This is a genomic window from Streptomyces sp. NPDC088810, from assembly GCF_044750305.1.
In the GTDB taxonomy this organism is placed as follows: Bacteria; Actinomycetota; Actinomycetes; order Streptomycetales; family Streptomycetaceae; genus Streptomyces.
Genome location: NZ_JBIVJQ010000009.1, coordinates 91,523 through 105,443 on the forward strand (window position 1 = coordinate 91,523; position 13,921 = coordinate 105,443).

Sequence of the window (13,921 nt, forward strand, 5' to 3'; positions counted from 1 at the left end):
CCGTCGGCGGTTCGCCGCCGTCGGCTCAGATGACGGGCGGGCGTCCCAGCCGGGTCAGCCGCCACACCGTCCGCCAGCGCATCGGCCGCCGCTCGCCGGCCGGCTTCCGCAGCCCCTCGGCGAACCCGCCGAACCACGCCCTGAGCCCCGGCAGGGAGCGGGTGCGAGCGAGGGTGAGGAGCGTCCACAGCCCCAGGTGCACCGGGACGAGCGGCAGCGGCAGCCGGCGCCGGACGAGCCAGACGCGGTTGCGGGCGTTGACGCGGTAGTAGATGGCGTGCCGGGCCGGCGAGGTCTTGGGGTGCTGGAGGAGCAGTTCGGGGGCGTACAGGATCTTCCAGCCGGCGTCGGCGGCGCGCCAGGCGAGGTCGGTCTCCTCGTGCGCGAAGAAGAACTCGGCGGGCCAGTCCCCGGTCTCGGCGAGCATCGTCATGCGGAAGGCGTGCCCGCCGCCGAGGAAGCCGGTGACGTAACCACCACGCATCGGGTCCGACTTGTCCACGCGGGGCACGTGCCGCTGCTGGGTTTCGCCGTGCTCGTCGGCGATGCGGAAGCCGACGATGCCGAGGCGGGGGTCGGCGGCGTACAGGTCCCGTACCCGGCGCAGCACGTCGGCGTCGACGAGCAGCCCGTCGTCGTCCAGTTCCACGACGACGTCGACGTCCCCGAACTCCCGCAGTCGGGCGAGCGCGACGTTCCGGCCGCCCGGGCAGCCGAGGTTCTCCTCGACGTCGATGGTCGTGACCTCGCCGGGCAGGGAGAGCCGGCGGGCGAACTCGGGCAGCCGGCAGCCGTTGCCGACGATCACGATGCGGGCGGGGGCGAGGTCCTGCTTGGCCACGGACTCCAGCAGGGCGTCGACCTCGGCGGGCCGGTTGCCCATCGTCACCACGGCGACGGCGATCCTCGGCTCCGCCATGTTCCTCACCCCATCCGGCCGACGGCGGCACCGCGCTCCGACCGCGCGCTGCCCGCCGTTCACCAAGATGTTGCCTCAGCGGCGGGGGTTCACCTGACGCGAATTCACTTTGCCGCCTCTTTGATCCGGTGTGTCACCGTGTTTCCCTCCGGGGGGAGCGAAGGGTGTCTCCGGGGAGGGGTGACAGGTTGGCTCCCCAAGCCGCGGCAGCAGCGGGCCAGTCGTACCTGCCCTCCGGCCGCAGCGGCCTCGTCGGCGGCGACTGGTACGACTCCATCGCGCTGCCGGACAGCCGCACCCTGCTGGTCATGGGCGACGTGATGGGCCACGGCTTCCAGGCGGCGGTGGCCATGAGCCAGTACCGCTCCGTCCTGCTGCTCTGCACCAACGGCGTCGTGGAACAGCGGGGCGTGGACATCGACGACTCCGTCCACGCCCTCACCACGATGGACCTGTCGGCCGACGACCCCTTGGAGCACCTGCTCGACCCCGTCCTCACCCAGCTGACCGACGGCATGTGCGCGGACGGCACAGCCCTCCCGGCCGCCCGCCTCTGCCCCGAGGCCACGCATCCCCCCATCAGCAACAAAGTGGCTCCGGGCACTGAGGCATACCTCGGTCGCAGAGGGTGCTCACCCATTGGGGGGACGCGGCTCGTTCCGGCGGTTGATGCCGGGCTGCTGCGGTCGATGCCACGATCAGCGCATGGTCGATGCGACAGGGACGACGAGGGCGCCTTGGCGCATGTGGTGGCAGCGGTGGCCGTCCTGGGTGGGCCGGGTGGCAACGGCATGGGCGGTGGCATACGCCGGCTTCGGCCTGGCATGCGCGCTGAGCGGGACGCCGCTGCTCTACCTGGGCAGCCACCCGGGACCCTCGACGCTGGGCTGGGGGGTCGCGGGAGTGGGCGCACTGGCGGCCCTGGCCTGTGGCGCGGTGGCGCGGTACGGGCTGCAGCCGGCGTTACGGGTGCTGCTGTGGGTGGTCTGCGTTCTGGCCGCGACAGCCGCGTTCGGCCTGCTGATGGACGTCATCACACTGGTATTCGGTCAGGGGGTGGACAACGGCGTGGCCGCAGCGCACCACGTGCTGGCGGCGGCCGGGGTCCTGCTGCTCGCAGCCACTGCCCGGTCCCGCCGCATGCCCGCCGCGCCCGTCCTACAGGCCCCCTCCCCCGCCTCAGGGCCGGTCCAGCTCGTCGCCTGCGCCGGTACTGCGGCCTTCCTCCCCTACGCGGCGATGAAGATCACCTGGGCGTCCGGCGGTACCTTCGCCGGGATGACCGGTGAGGAAATGCTCGCGGTTTCCCAGCGCAACGGTGCGTCAGGAATATGGGTCACCCTGGAGTCCTGGGGCATGGACGGCACCGTGCTGCTGGCCGCGCTCGGCGCCTTCCTGTTGTGGGGCCTGGTCCGCCCGTGGGGCCAGGTCTTCCCGCGCTGGACGCTGTGGCTACGCGGCCGGCGCGTCCCCCGCTGGCTCCCTCTGGCACCGGCCTTGATCGGCGCCGCTACGCTGGCTCCGTACGGGGTGTTCGGCGTCGGCTACCTGACACTGGCCACGGCCGGCATGGTGACGATGCGGCGAGGCGACTTCCACTCCTCGAGCGACGCACTGCTGGTCGCCTGGATCGGCCTGGCCGCGTTCGCCGCCTATGGAATCGCACTGATTGTCGCTGCCCGCTCGTACTGGCTCCGGACCCATTCCACCCGCCGGACGCGCGTTGACGCGGAGTGACCGCTGGCGGCCGGTCAACTCCCCACCAGTGGCTGCCCGTTTCTCGGTGGGCGGCACGCTCCGGGTCGTCTACGATCCACAGGACGCTCAGCAACGTCCTGGTGCCCGACGACATCACGGCTGACAGAACCGCGCTTCTCGGAAGGGTGCCCAAGTGATCGGAATCCTTGTCTTCCTGCTTGTGGTCCTGACGTCTCTGATCGTCAACCACGTCACCCGCAGCACCCTGAGGCGCAGAGGTGTGCAGGTGCGAGCCACCTGCGTGAACCAGGTTCGGGGCTCGGACGGCAAGTACCGCATCCACATGGAGTACGTCGACACCGACGGCGCCACGGTGCGGAAGGTCCTGGGGACGATCTACAAGGCGCCGCCCGTTTCCCTGTACGCCGAGACGGACATCGTGTACGACCCCGAGGGCCGTAGGGCCCCGCTCTTCTCCGTGGACGCGTACGGCGGGAAATGGGCCCCGGTGTGGATCGCGGTGGTGGGTACCCTCACCGTCCTGACGACGCTGGCGCTCTTCGCATGACTGGCACGCGACAGCGGGCGCAGCTTGCTCACCTGGGTCAGTCTGCCCAGTCCGCACTTCGCGTCGTCGCGTCCGCTGAACGACGAAAGACCAGCTAGGAACGTTCCTGGCTGGTCTTTCCGATGGAGCCGCTTTCGGGATTCGAACCCGAGACCTACGCATTACGAGTTGTCCGATCTTGGTCCGAGGGCTTCCACGGACGTCCGAGAAGCATGCAACGTCCCTGCTCAGATAGCTCATCGGACTCCAGTGGACGACATCGGACAGCCGTGGAAGTGGACTCGATTGAGACCACGTTTGAGACCGGGTCGGGGCGGACACCACCCCATGCCCTAACTTCCACTCAGGAGACCGAGCGCCTCACCTGATCCGCGCAAAGCTCGATTAGGGTCACCCTCAAAGCCGGGGTAGGACGCCGTGGTTAGCTGCATTCTCCACAACAGCCCTTGAACTCTCACGCATTTTCTCTCAAGGAAAGCCCCAACAGCTTCAGATGGATGCTCCGCGTAAGCCCCTTCAAGTTCACCGATTATAGAATGGAGCTCTTTTGGTCCGTTGCTCAACTTCGCAAAGCCTCCGTGACGCTCCAGGATACGCCACAACCTCGCAACATCAGCCGAAAACACCGACACCAGATCAAGAATCCAGCTTTCACTTGGTACGGATGGCACGCAAAGGTTCCCAAGAGTGCAATCATACTTGAGCGATGCCAATGCCAGGTGGCGACTCGCAACAGTTACGGGGTAACCAGTCCACTCCCCAACTGTCCCACTCTCTACGACGGCCAGTTCCGCTGCCGCAATCCCGATATGATCCACCAGGGGAAGCAAGCCACCATAGCGGTCAGCCTGATTAAGATCGACTAGGCCCTCTATCATCTTTGCATCTCGCACGCCGTCGACAAAGTCGAACAGATTGCTTTGCTGCAGCACCGCTATGGTCGTATCTGTCATTTAGACACCCCTTACATGACCGAGCTAACCAGGCAGGTGAGCCCGTATGTGAAAGTCCACATGGCGATCGTGAAGAGTAGCGATGCGAATTTGCGAGTCCGGCGCCCCGGTATCGAGATAGACGCAACGTTCACGAGGAGCAACCCTACAGCCACGCCGAAAGCGAGAGAAGTTACGGCGACCTTGACCGTCAGGGTCATGGACCCCTCTTTGAAGAACGCGAATATGAAACCCAGAACGACACCCTGCACGGTGACCGCAAGGCCGGCACCCGTCGTCACTACCCCAGGCAATTTGTCTCCAACACCCTGAGGCTGCGCGGCGACCTGTTGAGCAACAGGCTGATGGGCGGCTGCTTGCTGGGCGGCTGCTTGCTGGGCGGCGTTTTCCGCTTTGTCTTGTCGTGACATCCTCCCCCACCATGCTTGGATGGAGTAGAAGAAGGAGATGAAGCCACTGAGTACACCTGTTGCCGCGACAAGACTGACGTCGACGCCCAATACAGCCAAGAATGCGGTAGCGCCACCAGCAAGAAATGTTCCTACGAGGCTCGCCCACCCGAGGAGATGCGTCCAGGCGTCATGTATTTCCTGCTGCTGCGGCTGCCCCTGTGCCATTGCCATGAGACCTCCCGCGGCTTGCCGCGTCGGGCATTCACTGGGGCCCTTTTCCATGTTGCTCCAACCACCGATGGGCTGCCACTCGACCCCGAGAGCGGGGCATCCCAGCCCTCAACCGACCCGTGGCCGGACCCCGCAGGCTGCACGGCGCGGCCTCCCGGCTCGACCGCGGCTGCGGGCGGTTCCAGAGCTCTCCCACGGAAGAGAGTTGCCACGGGGCGAACGGCCTGATCGGCACGTTCTTCCGTCGTAGGGAGCCGGAGATCTGCGAGCACATCGCACGTACGACGTGCGACTCTTGTGGTTGACATCGGGCGAGCAGAGAGGGAGATCGAGTGTCGCAGCAGGCCAGCCCTCGGGGGACCTTCCTGAAGGTTGCCGACTCGGTAAGGGCTCTGATCGAGGGCAACCCGGAGATGACTGAGCTGCCATCCCTGCCTGAGGTCATGCGCGAACACGGCGTCTCCCGCGGGGTCGCTATCCGCGCCTACGGCGTGCTGCGGCAGGAAGGTCTAGCCGCGCCCACGCCAGGGGCTCGCTGGCGCGTTGTTCGGTCCGATACGCAAGTCGACCGACGTCCTCTCCATGAGCGGATTGCCGAGGTCATTGCGACTGACGGTCTCCAAGCCGGGGAAGCGTTCCCGAGTGCTTCCGCGCTGGCCGAGCGGTTCGACGTCTCACGCCCCACGGTGACTAAGGCGTTGGAGAAGCTGGAGGCCGCCGGAGTGTTGGCGGGGGGTGGACAAGGCAAGGTGCGGACGGTCCGTGCCGTGCCGACACGAGAGGAGCGTTCGTAGCTTGCCGAAGTTGACCGAGTGGGCCTATCCCCTGGCCGAGTCCCTGCTCGCCGAGCCGTTGCCCCGGCGTTGGAAGCACTGTCTTGGGGTCGCCGAGCGGGCGCGCACCATCGCGCTGATCCTGGGCCACGACGCGGACCTGCTGGAAGCCGCGGCCGTCCTGCACGACATCGGGTACGCGCCGGACCTCGCCAAGACGGGGTTTCACCCGCTGGACGGCGCACGGTATCTCCGGGACGTTGCCGGCGCCGACGAGCGAGTCATCAACCTGGTCGCTCACCACTCCTGCGCCTGGATGGAGGCGGAGGCGCGCGGTATGCGCGAGGAGCTGCACGGCGAGTTCCCACGGGAGCAGGAGCACCTCAACGACGCGCTCTGCTACTGCGACATGAACACCACGCCGGACGGCACCCCCACGAACCCGGTTGATCGGATCAACGAGATTGCCGGCCGGTACGGGCCGGACAGCCTCATCGGGACGTTCATCCGCCGGGCCGAACCCGAAATCCTGGCGTGCACGTCCCGGGTGCTCGAACGCGTCGGTGCCGCCAAGCGTCAGCCGATGTAGGGCGCCGTGCGCGCCTTGTCCTGGGCGTGCTCGATACGCAGCCGCATCGTGGGGTGCACGTCCAGCTCCGTCAGGTCCGCCGGGTCGACCCAGCGGACCTGAGTCGTCTCGTTGCTCGTACGGAGTTCGCCGCCGACCGGCCGCGCACGGAAGCAAATGCTGAACTGCTGGCGCACCTCGCCGTCGTCGTACTGCATCACGTGTCCGGGATCCGTGTAGAGGCCGGACATGTCGACCACTTCCACCTTGATGCCGGTCTCTTCCCAAACCTCGCGCACGACGGTGTCGCTGATGGACTCGCCCACGTCGTGGCCACCGCCCGGCAGCGCCCAGCGCCCGTTGTCGGACCGCTGGATCATCAGCACCTGGCCACCATCGTTTTGGACGAAGGCGACGACGGACGGCACCACCGAGTTTGCCGGCGGGGCGTCGGGATCGTGCAGGTAGTCGATGCGTCCCATGGTTCAGGCTCCCGTGATGCTGGCTATGTCCTGGGCGGTGATCGGTCGGGCGTTCTCCCACGTGTGGTCGATGCTATTCGCGTACGTGTCGAAGAGTCCCCCGCCCGGTAGGCGACGCAGGTGCAGGACGGGCGCCAGATAGGCGCCGATGCCGTAGACGTGGGGGTTCACCAACATCTCGTCGTCGGCGCGGTAGATGGAGTTGTAGAGCGTCGAGTCGTGCAGCCGGAAACCGATGTCCGGGTGGCTGCGCATGAGCGGGCGGTACAGCAACAGGGCGTTGCGGATCTTGCCGTCCATGATCTGGTGACCCTCGTCGATGCCACGCTGTCGGACGGCTGCGCAGTCAGGGTCCCCCAGCAGGATGCGCACCTGGGCGCCGGCCTCCACCTTCGCCTTCACCAGGTCGTGGAACAGGGGATCCTCGGAGAGGAACAAGCCGGAGTACACGAGTACGTCCAAGTTCCGCTCGGCGCGGCCGTAGAGCTCTCGCCACAGCCCCGACGGCACGGTGTGCCGGTGCGGGTAGACGGTCGCTATCTCGGCTTTCGTGAGGTCCGTCGCGCTGTCGACGGTCCGGCCGTCTTCCCACAGCGTCGTGACGTCGACCTTGAGTACCGCAGCTGTCGCGTACTGGTGACGTCGATACGGCACCTTGTCCTGAGTGATCCAGCGTTCGACCGTCTTCGGGTTGACCGCGATCGCTTCAGCGAGGCTCTGCACGGTCATACCGCGGGCGAGGAGGGCCGACCGTAACCGCTCGTTCGACATCTGCACCCCCGTTGGGACCTCTAGGGACTTCTTGACCGTAGCCAGAAGTCCCACAGCTGTCTACGCATGGGGTGACCAACTCCCCTGACGTGCAGCGATTCTGAATGCGCGTCGAGAAGTCCCGGCGTGACACCAGGAGGGTTCGTCGGCCTACTTGACGGCCTCTCATGCAGTACCTGTAAAACAGGTACTGCACAGCCGAACGCAACACCTCGGCTGGTTGGTGGCTTCATGCCGCATGCGCAGAAGGCGGGGACGCTGCAATCCCGCTGAAGGCCAGGCAGAACAGGGCTACGGCCCGTACTGGCGAGGTGGCCCGGCGACCGCGAGCAACGGCCGGAGGGTGGGGACGTGGTCCCCCTTGCAGTGCTTCACCCCTGTTGACCAAGGCTGATGGAAACCTCGTGCACCGACGAAGACTCTGGGCGCCGCCGCTATGGACCGGCCGGCAGGCGTCAGTACGTCATCCCGGTCCGCTCCTTACCTGCCATCGCGGCGGCTAGCGCTGCGGCCGGTTGCCTCCCTCGCCCGTCCGGGCCCCGCTGTCCGGGGTTGCCGTACGGGCGGGGTGTGGGGAGCCGGAAACGATCCGACTTCAACGGCGCGCGGCTCCGGTGCTGGAACACCGGAGCCGCTGTTCGGGCCGTTCACCCGTCGAGAGGAACACGACCCATGAAGCCCATCGTTGCACTTCAGGCGGTTGTTACCGCCGATGACTCCGATCGTGAGCCGACACCGGCCGAGCTGGACGCGGTGGCGGCGGAGATGCCGCTGGTCCTGGCGGACGTTGAGTTGCTGGACGTCGAGATCAGTCTGCTGGACCGGCCGGCCACCGAGTGGGACATGCGTCGGTTGCGGCGGGCCCGGCGCAGGGTGCTCGCCGCCCGACGCACGCTGACCAATCGGGGTGCGGCAGCCGCGCCGGGGGTGGCGTGATGGCGCGGGAGTTCACCGCGCAGATGTCCATGAACCGCGGCCGGTGGCGCCTGTACGTGGTGCTGCTGAACACCACCGAGCGGTGGCCCGAGTACGGCTTCGACCGTGCGCTGCCGGTGCCGACGTTCACCGAGCGGACGGACGCGCTTCGCGTGCTGGGATTCGAGCCGGTGCCGGGTGCGGCGTGGCAGTGGACGGAATGCAGCCAGGACCCCGACGACCCGGCGTCGCCGGTGGTGCTGATCGCCGCCGCTCGAGTGCGTTCATGGGCGGGGGTGAGCGCGTGAACAGCGTTCAGATCCGTTCAGCCGAGCGGGCCCTGTCCGCGGGCACGTGGTTGATCGTGGCCGGCGCCATGCTCTACTCCATCCTCACCGTGACGCCGCTCGCCGCGGAGCACACCGCCCGTGAATGGGCGTGGACGGCCCCGATTCTGCCGCTGGTCGTGGACGCGGCCGTCGTGATCGTGGTGCGCCTGGACGCCGTACTGGCCCGTCTGGGCGGGCGTGGGGGCCGGTGGCCGGTGGTGCTGCGCTGGATGACCGGCGCGATGACCCTGGCCCTGAACGTCGCCGACTCCGCCCTGAACAGGGACCCGGTCGGCGTCGCGGTTCACGCGGTCGCTCCGCTGCTGCTGATCGTCACCGCGGAAACCGGGCTGGCCTACCGACGTGCGATCACGCGGGCCGTGGCCGAGCTGGAGGAGAAGCGGCAGGCGGAGCGGGATGCGCGGGAGCGGGCCGCCGTCGACCGGCGGGAAGCGGCCGAGCGGCGGGCCCGTGAGGAGCGCGAGCACGCGGCCATGCTGGCGCGTGAACAGCGTGAACACGAAGCTGCTATGGCTCGTGAGGCTGCGGAGCGGCAGGAGCGGCGCTGGCGGGAGGAGCAGGAGCGGAAGGCCGCTGTGGAAGCGGCGGAGCGCGAGGAACGTGAACGCCATGAACGCGAGCGTGAACAGCGTGAGCGGGAACGTGAGCGCGCCGAGCGGGAGGCCGCGGAGCGCCGCGAGCGTGAGGCCGCGGAGCGGGCCGAGCGTGAACGCCGTGAACAGCGCGAGCGTGAGGAGCGGGCGGAGCGTGAACGCGCGGCACTGCTCGCTGCCGGCCCGGCCACCGAGAAGCAGCCCGAGGAACAGGCCCGGCTGACGGTGCGGGCCGCGTTCGACGCTGGCCTGCCGGTGCGGGCCGCGGCCGAGTTGTGCGGCTGGTCGGTCGGGTGGGTCTCCGCCCGTTACGCCGAGCACCGCGACCCCGGCACGGGCGGGGCTGATCTGGCGATCGCGGGCCGCTGATGGGCACCCTCCCCGTCTACCCGTGGCGCCTGGCTCCGGACGGGCTGGCGACGCTGCGGCAGTTGCGCGCGGCCGGACTCCGACCGGGCGGGCAGGACGTCGTCGCACAGATCGAACGCCCCCGCCGCAAGGGGCGTCCGCCGCTGGTCGCCTACCTGTACCGCATCGACCAGGCCCGGCCGGTGCGCCCGATGACCCCGGCGAAATGGGCCGCGCTGGAGCGGGCGAACACGGCCCGTCGTACCTGCCCCGAGTGCCGCCGGGACGCCGGATACGTCATCCCGGCCGCGCTCGGCATGTGCACCCCGTGCGCCTACCCGGACGACCAGGCCGCTGCGGCCTGACAGCACAGCACACCCCAACCTGACCACCTCCAGCGAGGAGATTCGCTGTGTCCAGCCGTACCCGTGCCCGCGGCATCAAGGCCGCGGGCGTCCACACCGTCCACATCCCCCGCCAGCGCGGGCGCCGCGGCGCGCAGCCGTTCGTGATCGTCGTCCCCGAGCGGCCGTCCCTGACCTGGGAGGCCGCCGGATGGGTGGGCCGCATGCTGTGGCGCCACCGCGGCGCCCTCGCCCCGACCGGCCTGGCCGTGTTCGCCCTCGCCGCGGCCGGGCTGCTGCACGTCGTGGCGCCGTGGGCCGGCCTGATCCTCGCCGCCCTCGCCGCCGGCCCGGCCGTGTGGGTGCCGCTCATGCAGCGCCGCCGCCCCGGAACCGGAACGGTCCTGGCCTGGCGCATCGGCCTGGCCCTGCTCGCGACCCTGGCGGGCGGCTGGCTCGCCGCCGCGGCCGGGTTCGGGCCGCTCACCGGCCCGCTCGGCTGGCTGTGGCTGCTGCTCTGGGGCACCGCGCAGACCGTCTGGCTCATCGTCCGCCGCACCCACTGACCCGCGAAGGAGTTGACCGATGGCTTCCACCAACAGCAACAGCCGGGGCGGCAGCAGCGCCAACGGAGCGAAGTCCAACAAGTTCGCCAACGTCGGGGCCGCGGCCGGCGGCTTCGTCGGCGGACTGGGCAGCTCGTTCGCGCCCCCGGTGAACGTCACCATCAACCGGACCACCAACAACCACCGCGGCGGCACCGGCAGCGGGGGCCGTCCGCACGCCGAAGCGCTGCTGCCGGCACCGGAGTTCACCTCCCCGGCGCAGGTGCGGCAGTACTGCAACGCCCTGCGGGCCGCCGCGGTGACGTTGTCCATCGAGGTGGCCATGGGCGCCGAGATCATGAAGGGCGTCCTCGCGGCCGTGCCGGACCTGGAAGGGCGGGCGTTCGGCTCGCGGATCCGGGCGCAGAAGGTGGCCCGCAAGATGCAGCGCTCTGCGGACGCGCTGCGGGACGCGGCGAAGAACGCCGCCGCCTGCTACGCGACCTTCCAGCAGGAGTTCGAAGAGGAGATCAACCGCGTCCGTCACCGTGCCCGCCGGCCGCAGCAGCCGGTCATGAACTGGGCTCAGCAGTAGGGAAGGGGTGATCGTTCATGGCGCGCAACAGCCGTTCGGTGGCCTACGGCCACGACGGAGCCACCGCCTACCTCGCCGACCCGTACGCCACCAGGGCGGGCGGCAGCGTGGGCATCTACCTGCTCAACCGGGTCATGCCGCACCTGCCGCCCTGGCTCGGCTGGGGCGGCACGGGGCTGGCCGGCGCGCTGGGCTCGCTGCGATGGGAAGCGTCTGCCCCGGCCGGGGTCGGCCTCACCCTCGCCTCCGTCGCCCTCACCGGAGCCACCTGGTGGGCGGGGAAGTCCACCACCCAGCAGCGCCGCCTGCACTCGGCCATCACCGTGGCGGCAGGGTCGGCGTGGGTGACCGCGGCCTGCCTCGCCGGCCCCACCGCCGAACCGCTGGGTGACCTGTTCCTGATGGGCGGGCCGGTCGTGGCCCTGTCCTGGAACGTCCGCATGATCCTGCGCCGCAACGACACCGATCCGCAGGGAGGCGGCGGCGACAAGGGCCTGCTGGAAAAGGTCGGCCTGGCGCGTGCGCAGATCGGGCAGACGAAGGTGGAGCCGAACCGGGTCACGGCACCGCTGGCGCTGGAGCCGGGCGAGCAGACCAACGACGACGTCTCGAAGGCACTGGCCCGGATCGCGTCCGCGCTGGACCTACCTGTCTCCGCCGTCCGTTACCACCCCTCGCCGGACTCCAGCCGGCGCGGGGAACTGGTTATCGTCCCCGAGGACATGCTCGCGCAGCCCGCCGAGTGGGAGGGCCCGTCGAACCTCGGGGGTTCGATCGCGGAACCGCTGGTCATCGGCCGGTACGACGACGGCTCCCCCCTCGTGATCTGGCTCCCCGGCGACCCGGAAACCAAGCGGAACAGCACCCACGTCCTGATCGCAGGCGGCACCGGATCCGGCAAGGGCGAGACCGCCCTGAACCTCCAGACCGAGATCCTCTCCCGCCGAGACGTGCTGCTGTGGGTGTCCGACCCCAAGGCCTTCCAGGACTTCGCTCCGCTGCGGCCCGGCATGGACTGGTCCGCGGAAGGCGGGGCGGACACGGAAGTCATGGTCGAGGCGGTCAAGGCAGTCATCCCCGCCCGCACCCGCTGGCTCGGCGCCCACGGCTACCGGCAGTGGGTCCCCGCCGCAGCCGAGACCCAGAACGACGTCGACCATTCCTGCCAGTCCGGCCGGGCGTGCGGGTGCGCCGGTATGCCGTTCCTGGTGGCCTGGTTCGAGGAAGCGGCGAACACCCTGCGCAACCTCGGCGACGACGCGTTCACCGGGATCGCGCAGGAAGCCCGTTCCGCCGGCGTCTCCCTGATCGTGTCCCTGCAGCGTCCCTCCTACGACCAGATGTCCACCAGCACCCGGGCCTCTCTGCCGTCCGTGGTCGCGCTCGGCTGCGACCCCCGCGACGAGGGTTTCTCACTGCCCGAGGTGGTCATCGACGCCGGCGCCCACCCCGGAGCATGGGGCAACCGGCGCCCCGGCTACTGCTACGTCGTCTCCCCGGGCATCCCCGAGGACCGCTACCCCTCCCCGGGCCGCACCTTCGCCTTCCCCGCCCGCGCCGTCCCGCTCATGGAACAGCTCGCGGCATGGGCACTGCGGGAAGGCGCGAACGCCGACCCGGTCACGGCCAGCGCGGTTACCGCGGTCGCCGGCCGCGCCTACACCGGCCGCACCACCCCCGACCCCGCCCCGGCCGCGGGCAGCCTGCGGCTGACCGCCGTACAGGGAGACCACGACATGAACGACGGGCAGGGACACGGACTGCTGGTCGACCCCGAGGACGCCGGCATCGACCCCGAAGCCGAGTTGCCGGATGACGAGGAAGGCGACGACGCGCCGATCTTCGGACGGGAGACCGGCCGCAAGCCGTCCCCCGACGAGGCCCGGGAACTGTTCGCGCTCGCGCTGGAGGAGTTCGAGCGGGCCGGACAGATGATCGTGGGCCCGAAGGACTTCATGGACTGGTGCGACCGGCACAACCTGTCCCGTCCGTGGGTGTCCGCACGTCTGAAGGAAGCCGCCAGGGACGGACGACTGGAGCCGACGAACAGCACCGGCCGCTGGCGCATCGTCCCCACTCTCGCCGCCGCCTGACACCTGACACCGTCACGGCCCCTGACACCCAAACCCCTAGGCAGACCCGCTGTCACACGCGTCTGACACCCCTGTGACACCCCGTCTCGCACTCGGCCCTGACACCCAACCGGCCGGGCCGCGCCACGCCGGCGCGGCCCGGCCGGCTCACTTGAAGGGAAGCCCCGCCATGCCGCACCGCGACCCGCCGGGGATCATCGCCCCGCACATCCCTGCCGACGCCTACCGTCGCGCCGAATCCACCGGGCAACCGGTCGTCATCGTCGTCCACACCACCGACGGCACCGGCCGCCCGCTCAGCCACTTCCTGTACCCGCTCGCCGTCGCGGGCGCCGGCGCCCTCGGCATCTTCGCCACCATCGCCGCGCTGCTGGCCCTGCTCGACTTCGCCGTCCACACCGCGGTGTCCATCGCCGCCGCAACCGGCCCGGTCAGCGTCGGCGGCATCACCGTCAAGCTCTTCGGCTCCAAGCGCTGACAGGAGACCACCCGTGATCCGACTCCGCATCCAGCTCACGCACTGGCCCCGCCGGGCCCTGGTCCTCACCGACACCCCGCACCCCGACTGCCCGGAGTGCGACGGGGACGGTGGCATCGGCAACGCCTACGGCGACCCCGAGACCGGCGAGTACGCGGGCACCGACTGGGAGCCCTGCACCTGCTGGAACGAGACCCGCCGCTGGGTCCTGCTGCCCCTGCCGCGCTCGTTGCGGCGGACCCGGCCCGACGGCTACACCACCGAGCCCCCCTTCTAGCTACGCCAAGGGCGGCCCCCCATTCCGC

18 protein-coding genes and 1 pseudogene are annotated in these 13,921 nt (G+C 69.5%); 14 read left to right on the top strand and 5 right to left on the bottom strand.

The features are described 5' to 3' along the window. Positions 1–25: 25 nt before the first annotated feature. Positions 26–919: a glycosyltransferase family 2 protein gene (locus tag ACIP4Y_RS26590; RefSeq protein WP_401398016.1), complete on the bottom strand. Its 894-nt coding sequence runs from the start codon at positions 917–919 to the stop codon at positions 26–28. A gap of 164 nt (positions 920–1,083) precedes the next feature. Between ACIP4Y_RS26590 and ACIP4Y_RS26595 the strand changes: the two are divergent. The 3 genes and pseudogenes from ACIP4Y_RS26595 to ACIP4Y_RS26605 all read left to right on the top strand — a co-directional run. Next, positions 1,084–1,281, top strand: a pseudogene (locus ACIP4Y_RS26595) (SpoIIE family protein phosphatase); the annotation flags it as partial. Positions 1,282–1,624: 343 nt separating this feature from the next. After that, positions 1,625–2,656, top strand: coding sequence for a hypothetical protein (locus ACIP4Y_RS26600; RefSeq protein ID WP_401398018.1), 1,032 nt, complete (start codon positions 1,625–1,627; stop codon positions 2,654–2,656). Between the two features lie 154 nt (positions 2,657–2,810). Further along, positions 2,811–3,185 carry a hypothetical protein gene (locus ACIP4Y_RS26605; protein ID WP_401398020.1) on the top strand — a complete coding sequence of 125 codons (375 nt, stop codon included), beginning with the start codon at positions 2,811–2,813 and terminating at the stop codon, positions 3,183–3,185. Between the two features lie 332 nt (positions 3,186–3,517). On the opposite strand, the gene ACIP4Y_RS26610 is transcribed toward ACIP4Y_RS26605, so the two are convergent. Next, on the bottom strand, positions 3,518–4,138 hold the full coding sequence (locus ACIP4Y_RS26610) for a hypothetical protein (protein WP_401398022.1): 621 nt from the start codon (positions 4,136–4,138) through the stop codon (positions 3,518–3,520). An 11-nt stretch (positions 4,139–4,149) separates the two neighbouring features. After that, on the bottom strand, positions 4,150–4,761 hold the full coding sequence (locus ACIP4Y_RS26615; RefSeq protein WP_401398024.1) for a hypothetical protein: 612 nt from the start codon (positions 4,759–4,761) through the stop codon (positions 4,150–4,152). Positions 4,762–5,204: 443 nt separating this feature from the next. Between ACIP4Y_RS26615 and ACIP4Y_RS26620 the strand changes: the two genes are divergently transcribed. Together ACIP4Y_RS26620 and ACIP4Y_RS26625 are read left to right on the top strand one after the other, a co-directional pair. Continuing rightward, a complete protein-coding gene (locus ACIP4Y_RS26620; protein ID WP_401398425.1) occupies positions 5,205–5,555 on the top strand; it encodes a GntR family transcriptional regulator in 351 nt (116 codons plus the stop codon). A gap of 1 nt (position 5,556) precedes the next feature. Continuing rightward, positions 5,557–6,123 (top strand): HD domain-containing protein, encoded by a 567-nt coding sequence (locus ACIP4Y_RS26625; RefSeq protein WP_401398026.1) that lies wholly within the window; start codon positions 5,557–5,559, stop codon positions 6,121–6,123. Here the strand turns inward: ACIP4Y_RS26625 and ACIP4Y_RS26630 are convergent. Continuing rightward, positions 6,111–6,584, bottom strand: coding sequence for an NUDIX domain-containing protein (locus tag ACIP4Y_RS26630; protein WP_401398027.1), 474 nt, complete (start codon positions 6,582–6,584; stop codon positions 6,111–6,113). The two genes, ACIP4Y_RS26625 and ACIP4Y_RS26630, sit on opposite strands and share 13 nt — an antisense overlap. Before the next feature lie 3 nt (positions 6,585–6,587). Then, positions 6,588–7,313, bottom strand: coding sequence for an XRE family transcriptional regulator (locus tag ACIP4Y_RS26635; RefSeq protein WP_401398029.1), 726 nt, complete (start codon positions 7,311–7,313; stop codon positions 6,588–6,590). A 714-nt stretch (positions 7,314–8,027) separates the two neighbouring features. On the opposite strand from ACIP4Y_RS26635, the gene ACIP4Y_RS26640 reads away from it, so the two are divergent. The 9 genes from ACIP4Y_RS26640 (at position 8,028) to ACIP4Y_RS26680 (ending at position 13,893) form a co-directional block, all read left to right on the top strand. Continuing rightward, the gene (locus ACIP4Y_RS26640) at positions 8,028–8,291 is read left to right on the top strand and encodes a DUF6284 family protein (RefSeq protein ID WP_401398031.1); all 264 of its coding nucleotides are present in this window, start codon (positions 8,028–8,030) and stop codon (positions 8,289–8,291) included. Then, positions 8,291–8,578: a DUF6303 family protein gene (locus ACIP4Y_RS26645; protein WP_401398033.1), complete on the top strand. Its 288-nt coding sequence runs from the start codon at positions 8,291–8,293 to the stop codon at positions 8,576–8,578. The genes ACIP4Y_RS26640 and ACIP4Y_RS26645 overlap by 1 nt, the downstream gene beginning before the upstream one ends. Then, positions 8,575–9,582, top strand: coding sequence for a DUF2637 domain-containing protein (locus ACIP4Y_RS26650; RefSeq protein WP_401398035.1), 1,008 nt, complete (start codon positions 8,575–8,577; stop codon positions 9,580–9,582). The genes ACIP4Y_RS26645 and ACIP4Y_RS26650 overlap by 4 nt, the downstream gene beginning before the upstream one ends. Continuing rightward, positions 9,582–9,926 carry an RRQRL motif-containing zinc-binding protein gene (locus ACIP4Y_RS26655; RefSeq protein WP_401398037.1) on the top strand — a complete coding sequence of 115 codons (345 nt, stop codon included), beginning with the start codon at positions 9,582–9,584 and terminating at the stop codon, positions 9,924–9,926. Before ACIP4Y_RS26650 ends, ACIP4Y_RS26655 begins: the two co-directional genes overlap by 1 nt. Before the next feature lie 47 nt (positions 9,927–9,973). Next, on the top strand, positions 9,974–10,471 hold the full coding sequence (locus tag ACIP4Y_RS26660) for a hypothetical protein (RefSeq protein WP_401398039.1): 498 nt from the start codon (positions 9,974–9,976) through the stop codon (positions 10,469–10,471). Between the two features lie 19 nt (positions 10,472–10,490). Beyond that, positions 10,491–11,045, top strand: coding sequence for a plasmid transfer protein TraA (gene traA / locus ACIP4Y_RS26665; protein ID WP_401398041.1), 555 nt, complete (start codon positions 10,491–10,493; stop codon positions 11,043–11,045). 17 nt (positions 11,046–11,062) lie between these two features. Further along, positions 11,063–13,138 (top strand): plasmid transfer protein TraB, encoded by a 2,076-nt coding sequence (gene traB, locus ACIP4Y_RS26670; protein WP_401398043.1) that lies wholly within the window; start codon positions 11,063–11,065, stop codon positions 13,136–13,138. Positions 13,139–13,307: 169 nt separating this feature from the next. Beyond that, the gene (locus tag ACIP4Y_RS26675) at positions 13,308–13,616 is read left to right on the top strand and encodes a hypothetical protein (protein WP_401398045.1); all 309 of its coding nucleotides are present in this window, start codon (positions 13,308–13,310) and stop codon (positions 13,614–13,616) included. A gap of 13 nt (positions 13,617–13,629) precedes the next feature. Then, a complete protein-coding gene (locus ACIP4Y_RS26680; protein WP_401398047.1) occupies positions 13,630–13,893 on the top strand; it encodes a hypothetical protein in 264 nt (87 codons plus the stop codon). The last annotated feature ends 28 nt before the right edge of the window (positions 13,894–13,921 follow it).

What these genes read in the sequence shown, in the direction of transcription:
- ACIP4Y_RS26655 (WP_401398037.1), top strand. Translation starts at nt 9,582, where the DNA reads ATGGGCACCCTCCCCGTCTACCCGTGGCGCCTGGCTCCGGACGGGCTG.
- ACIP4Y_RS26610 (WP_401398022.1), bottom strand. Translation starts at nt 4,138, where the DNA reads ATGACAGATACGACCATAGCGGTGCTGCAGCAAAGCAATCTGTTCGAC.
- ACIP4Y_RS26630 (WP_401398027.1), bottom strand. Translation starts at nt 6,584, where the DNA reads ATGGGACGCATCGACTACCTGCACGATCCCGACGCCCCGCCGGCAAAC.
- traB (WP_401398043.1), top strand. Translation starts at nt 11,063, where the DNA reads ATGGCGCGCAACAGCCGTTCGGTGGCCTACGGCCACGACGGAGCCACC.
- ACIP4Y_RS26675 (WP_401398045.1), top strand. Translation starts at nt 13,308, where the DNA reads ATGCCGCACCGCGACCCGCCGGGGATCATCGCCCCGCACATCCCTGCC.
- ACIP4Y_RS26645 (WP_401398033.1), top strand. Translation starts at nt 8,291, where the DNA reads ATGGCGCGGGAGTTCACCGCGCAGATGTCCATGAACCGCGGCCGGTGG.
- ACIP4Y_RS26615 (WP_401398024.1), bottom strand. Translation starts at nt 4,761, where the DNA reads ATGGCAATGGCACAGGGGCAGCCGCAGCAGCAGGAAATACATGACGCC.
- ACIP4Y_RS26590 (WP_401398016.1), bottom strand. Translation starts at nt 919, where the DNA reads ATGGCGGAGCCGAGGATCGCCGTCGCCGTGGTGACGATGGGCAACCGG.
- ACIP4Y_RS26600 (WP_401398018.1), top strand. Translation starts at nt 1,625, where the DNA reads ATGGTCGATGCGACAGGGACGACGAGGGCGCCTTGGCGCATGTGGTGG.
- ACIP4Y_RS26620 (WP_401398425.1), top strand. Translation starts at nt 5,205, where the DNA reads ATGCGCGAACACGGCGTCTCCCGCGGGGTCGCTATCCGCGCCTACGGC.
- traA (WP_401398041.1), top strand. Translation starts at nt 10,491, where the DNA reads ATGGCTTCCACCAACAGCAACAGCCGGGGCGGCAGCAGCGCCAACGGA.
- ACIP4Y_RS26635 (WP_401398029.1), bottom strand. Translation starts at nt 7,313, where the DNA reads ATGACCGTGCAGAGCCTCGCTGAAGCGATCGCGGTCAACCCGAAGACG.
- ACIP4Y_RS26640 (WP_401398031.1), top strand. Translation starts at nt 8,028, where the DNA reads ATGAAGCCCATCGTTGCACTTCAGGCGGTTGTTACCGCCGATGACTCC.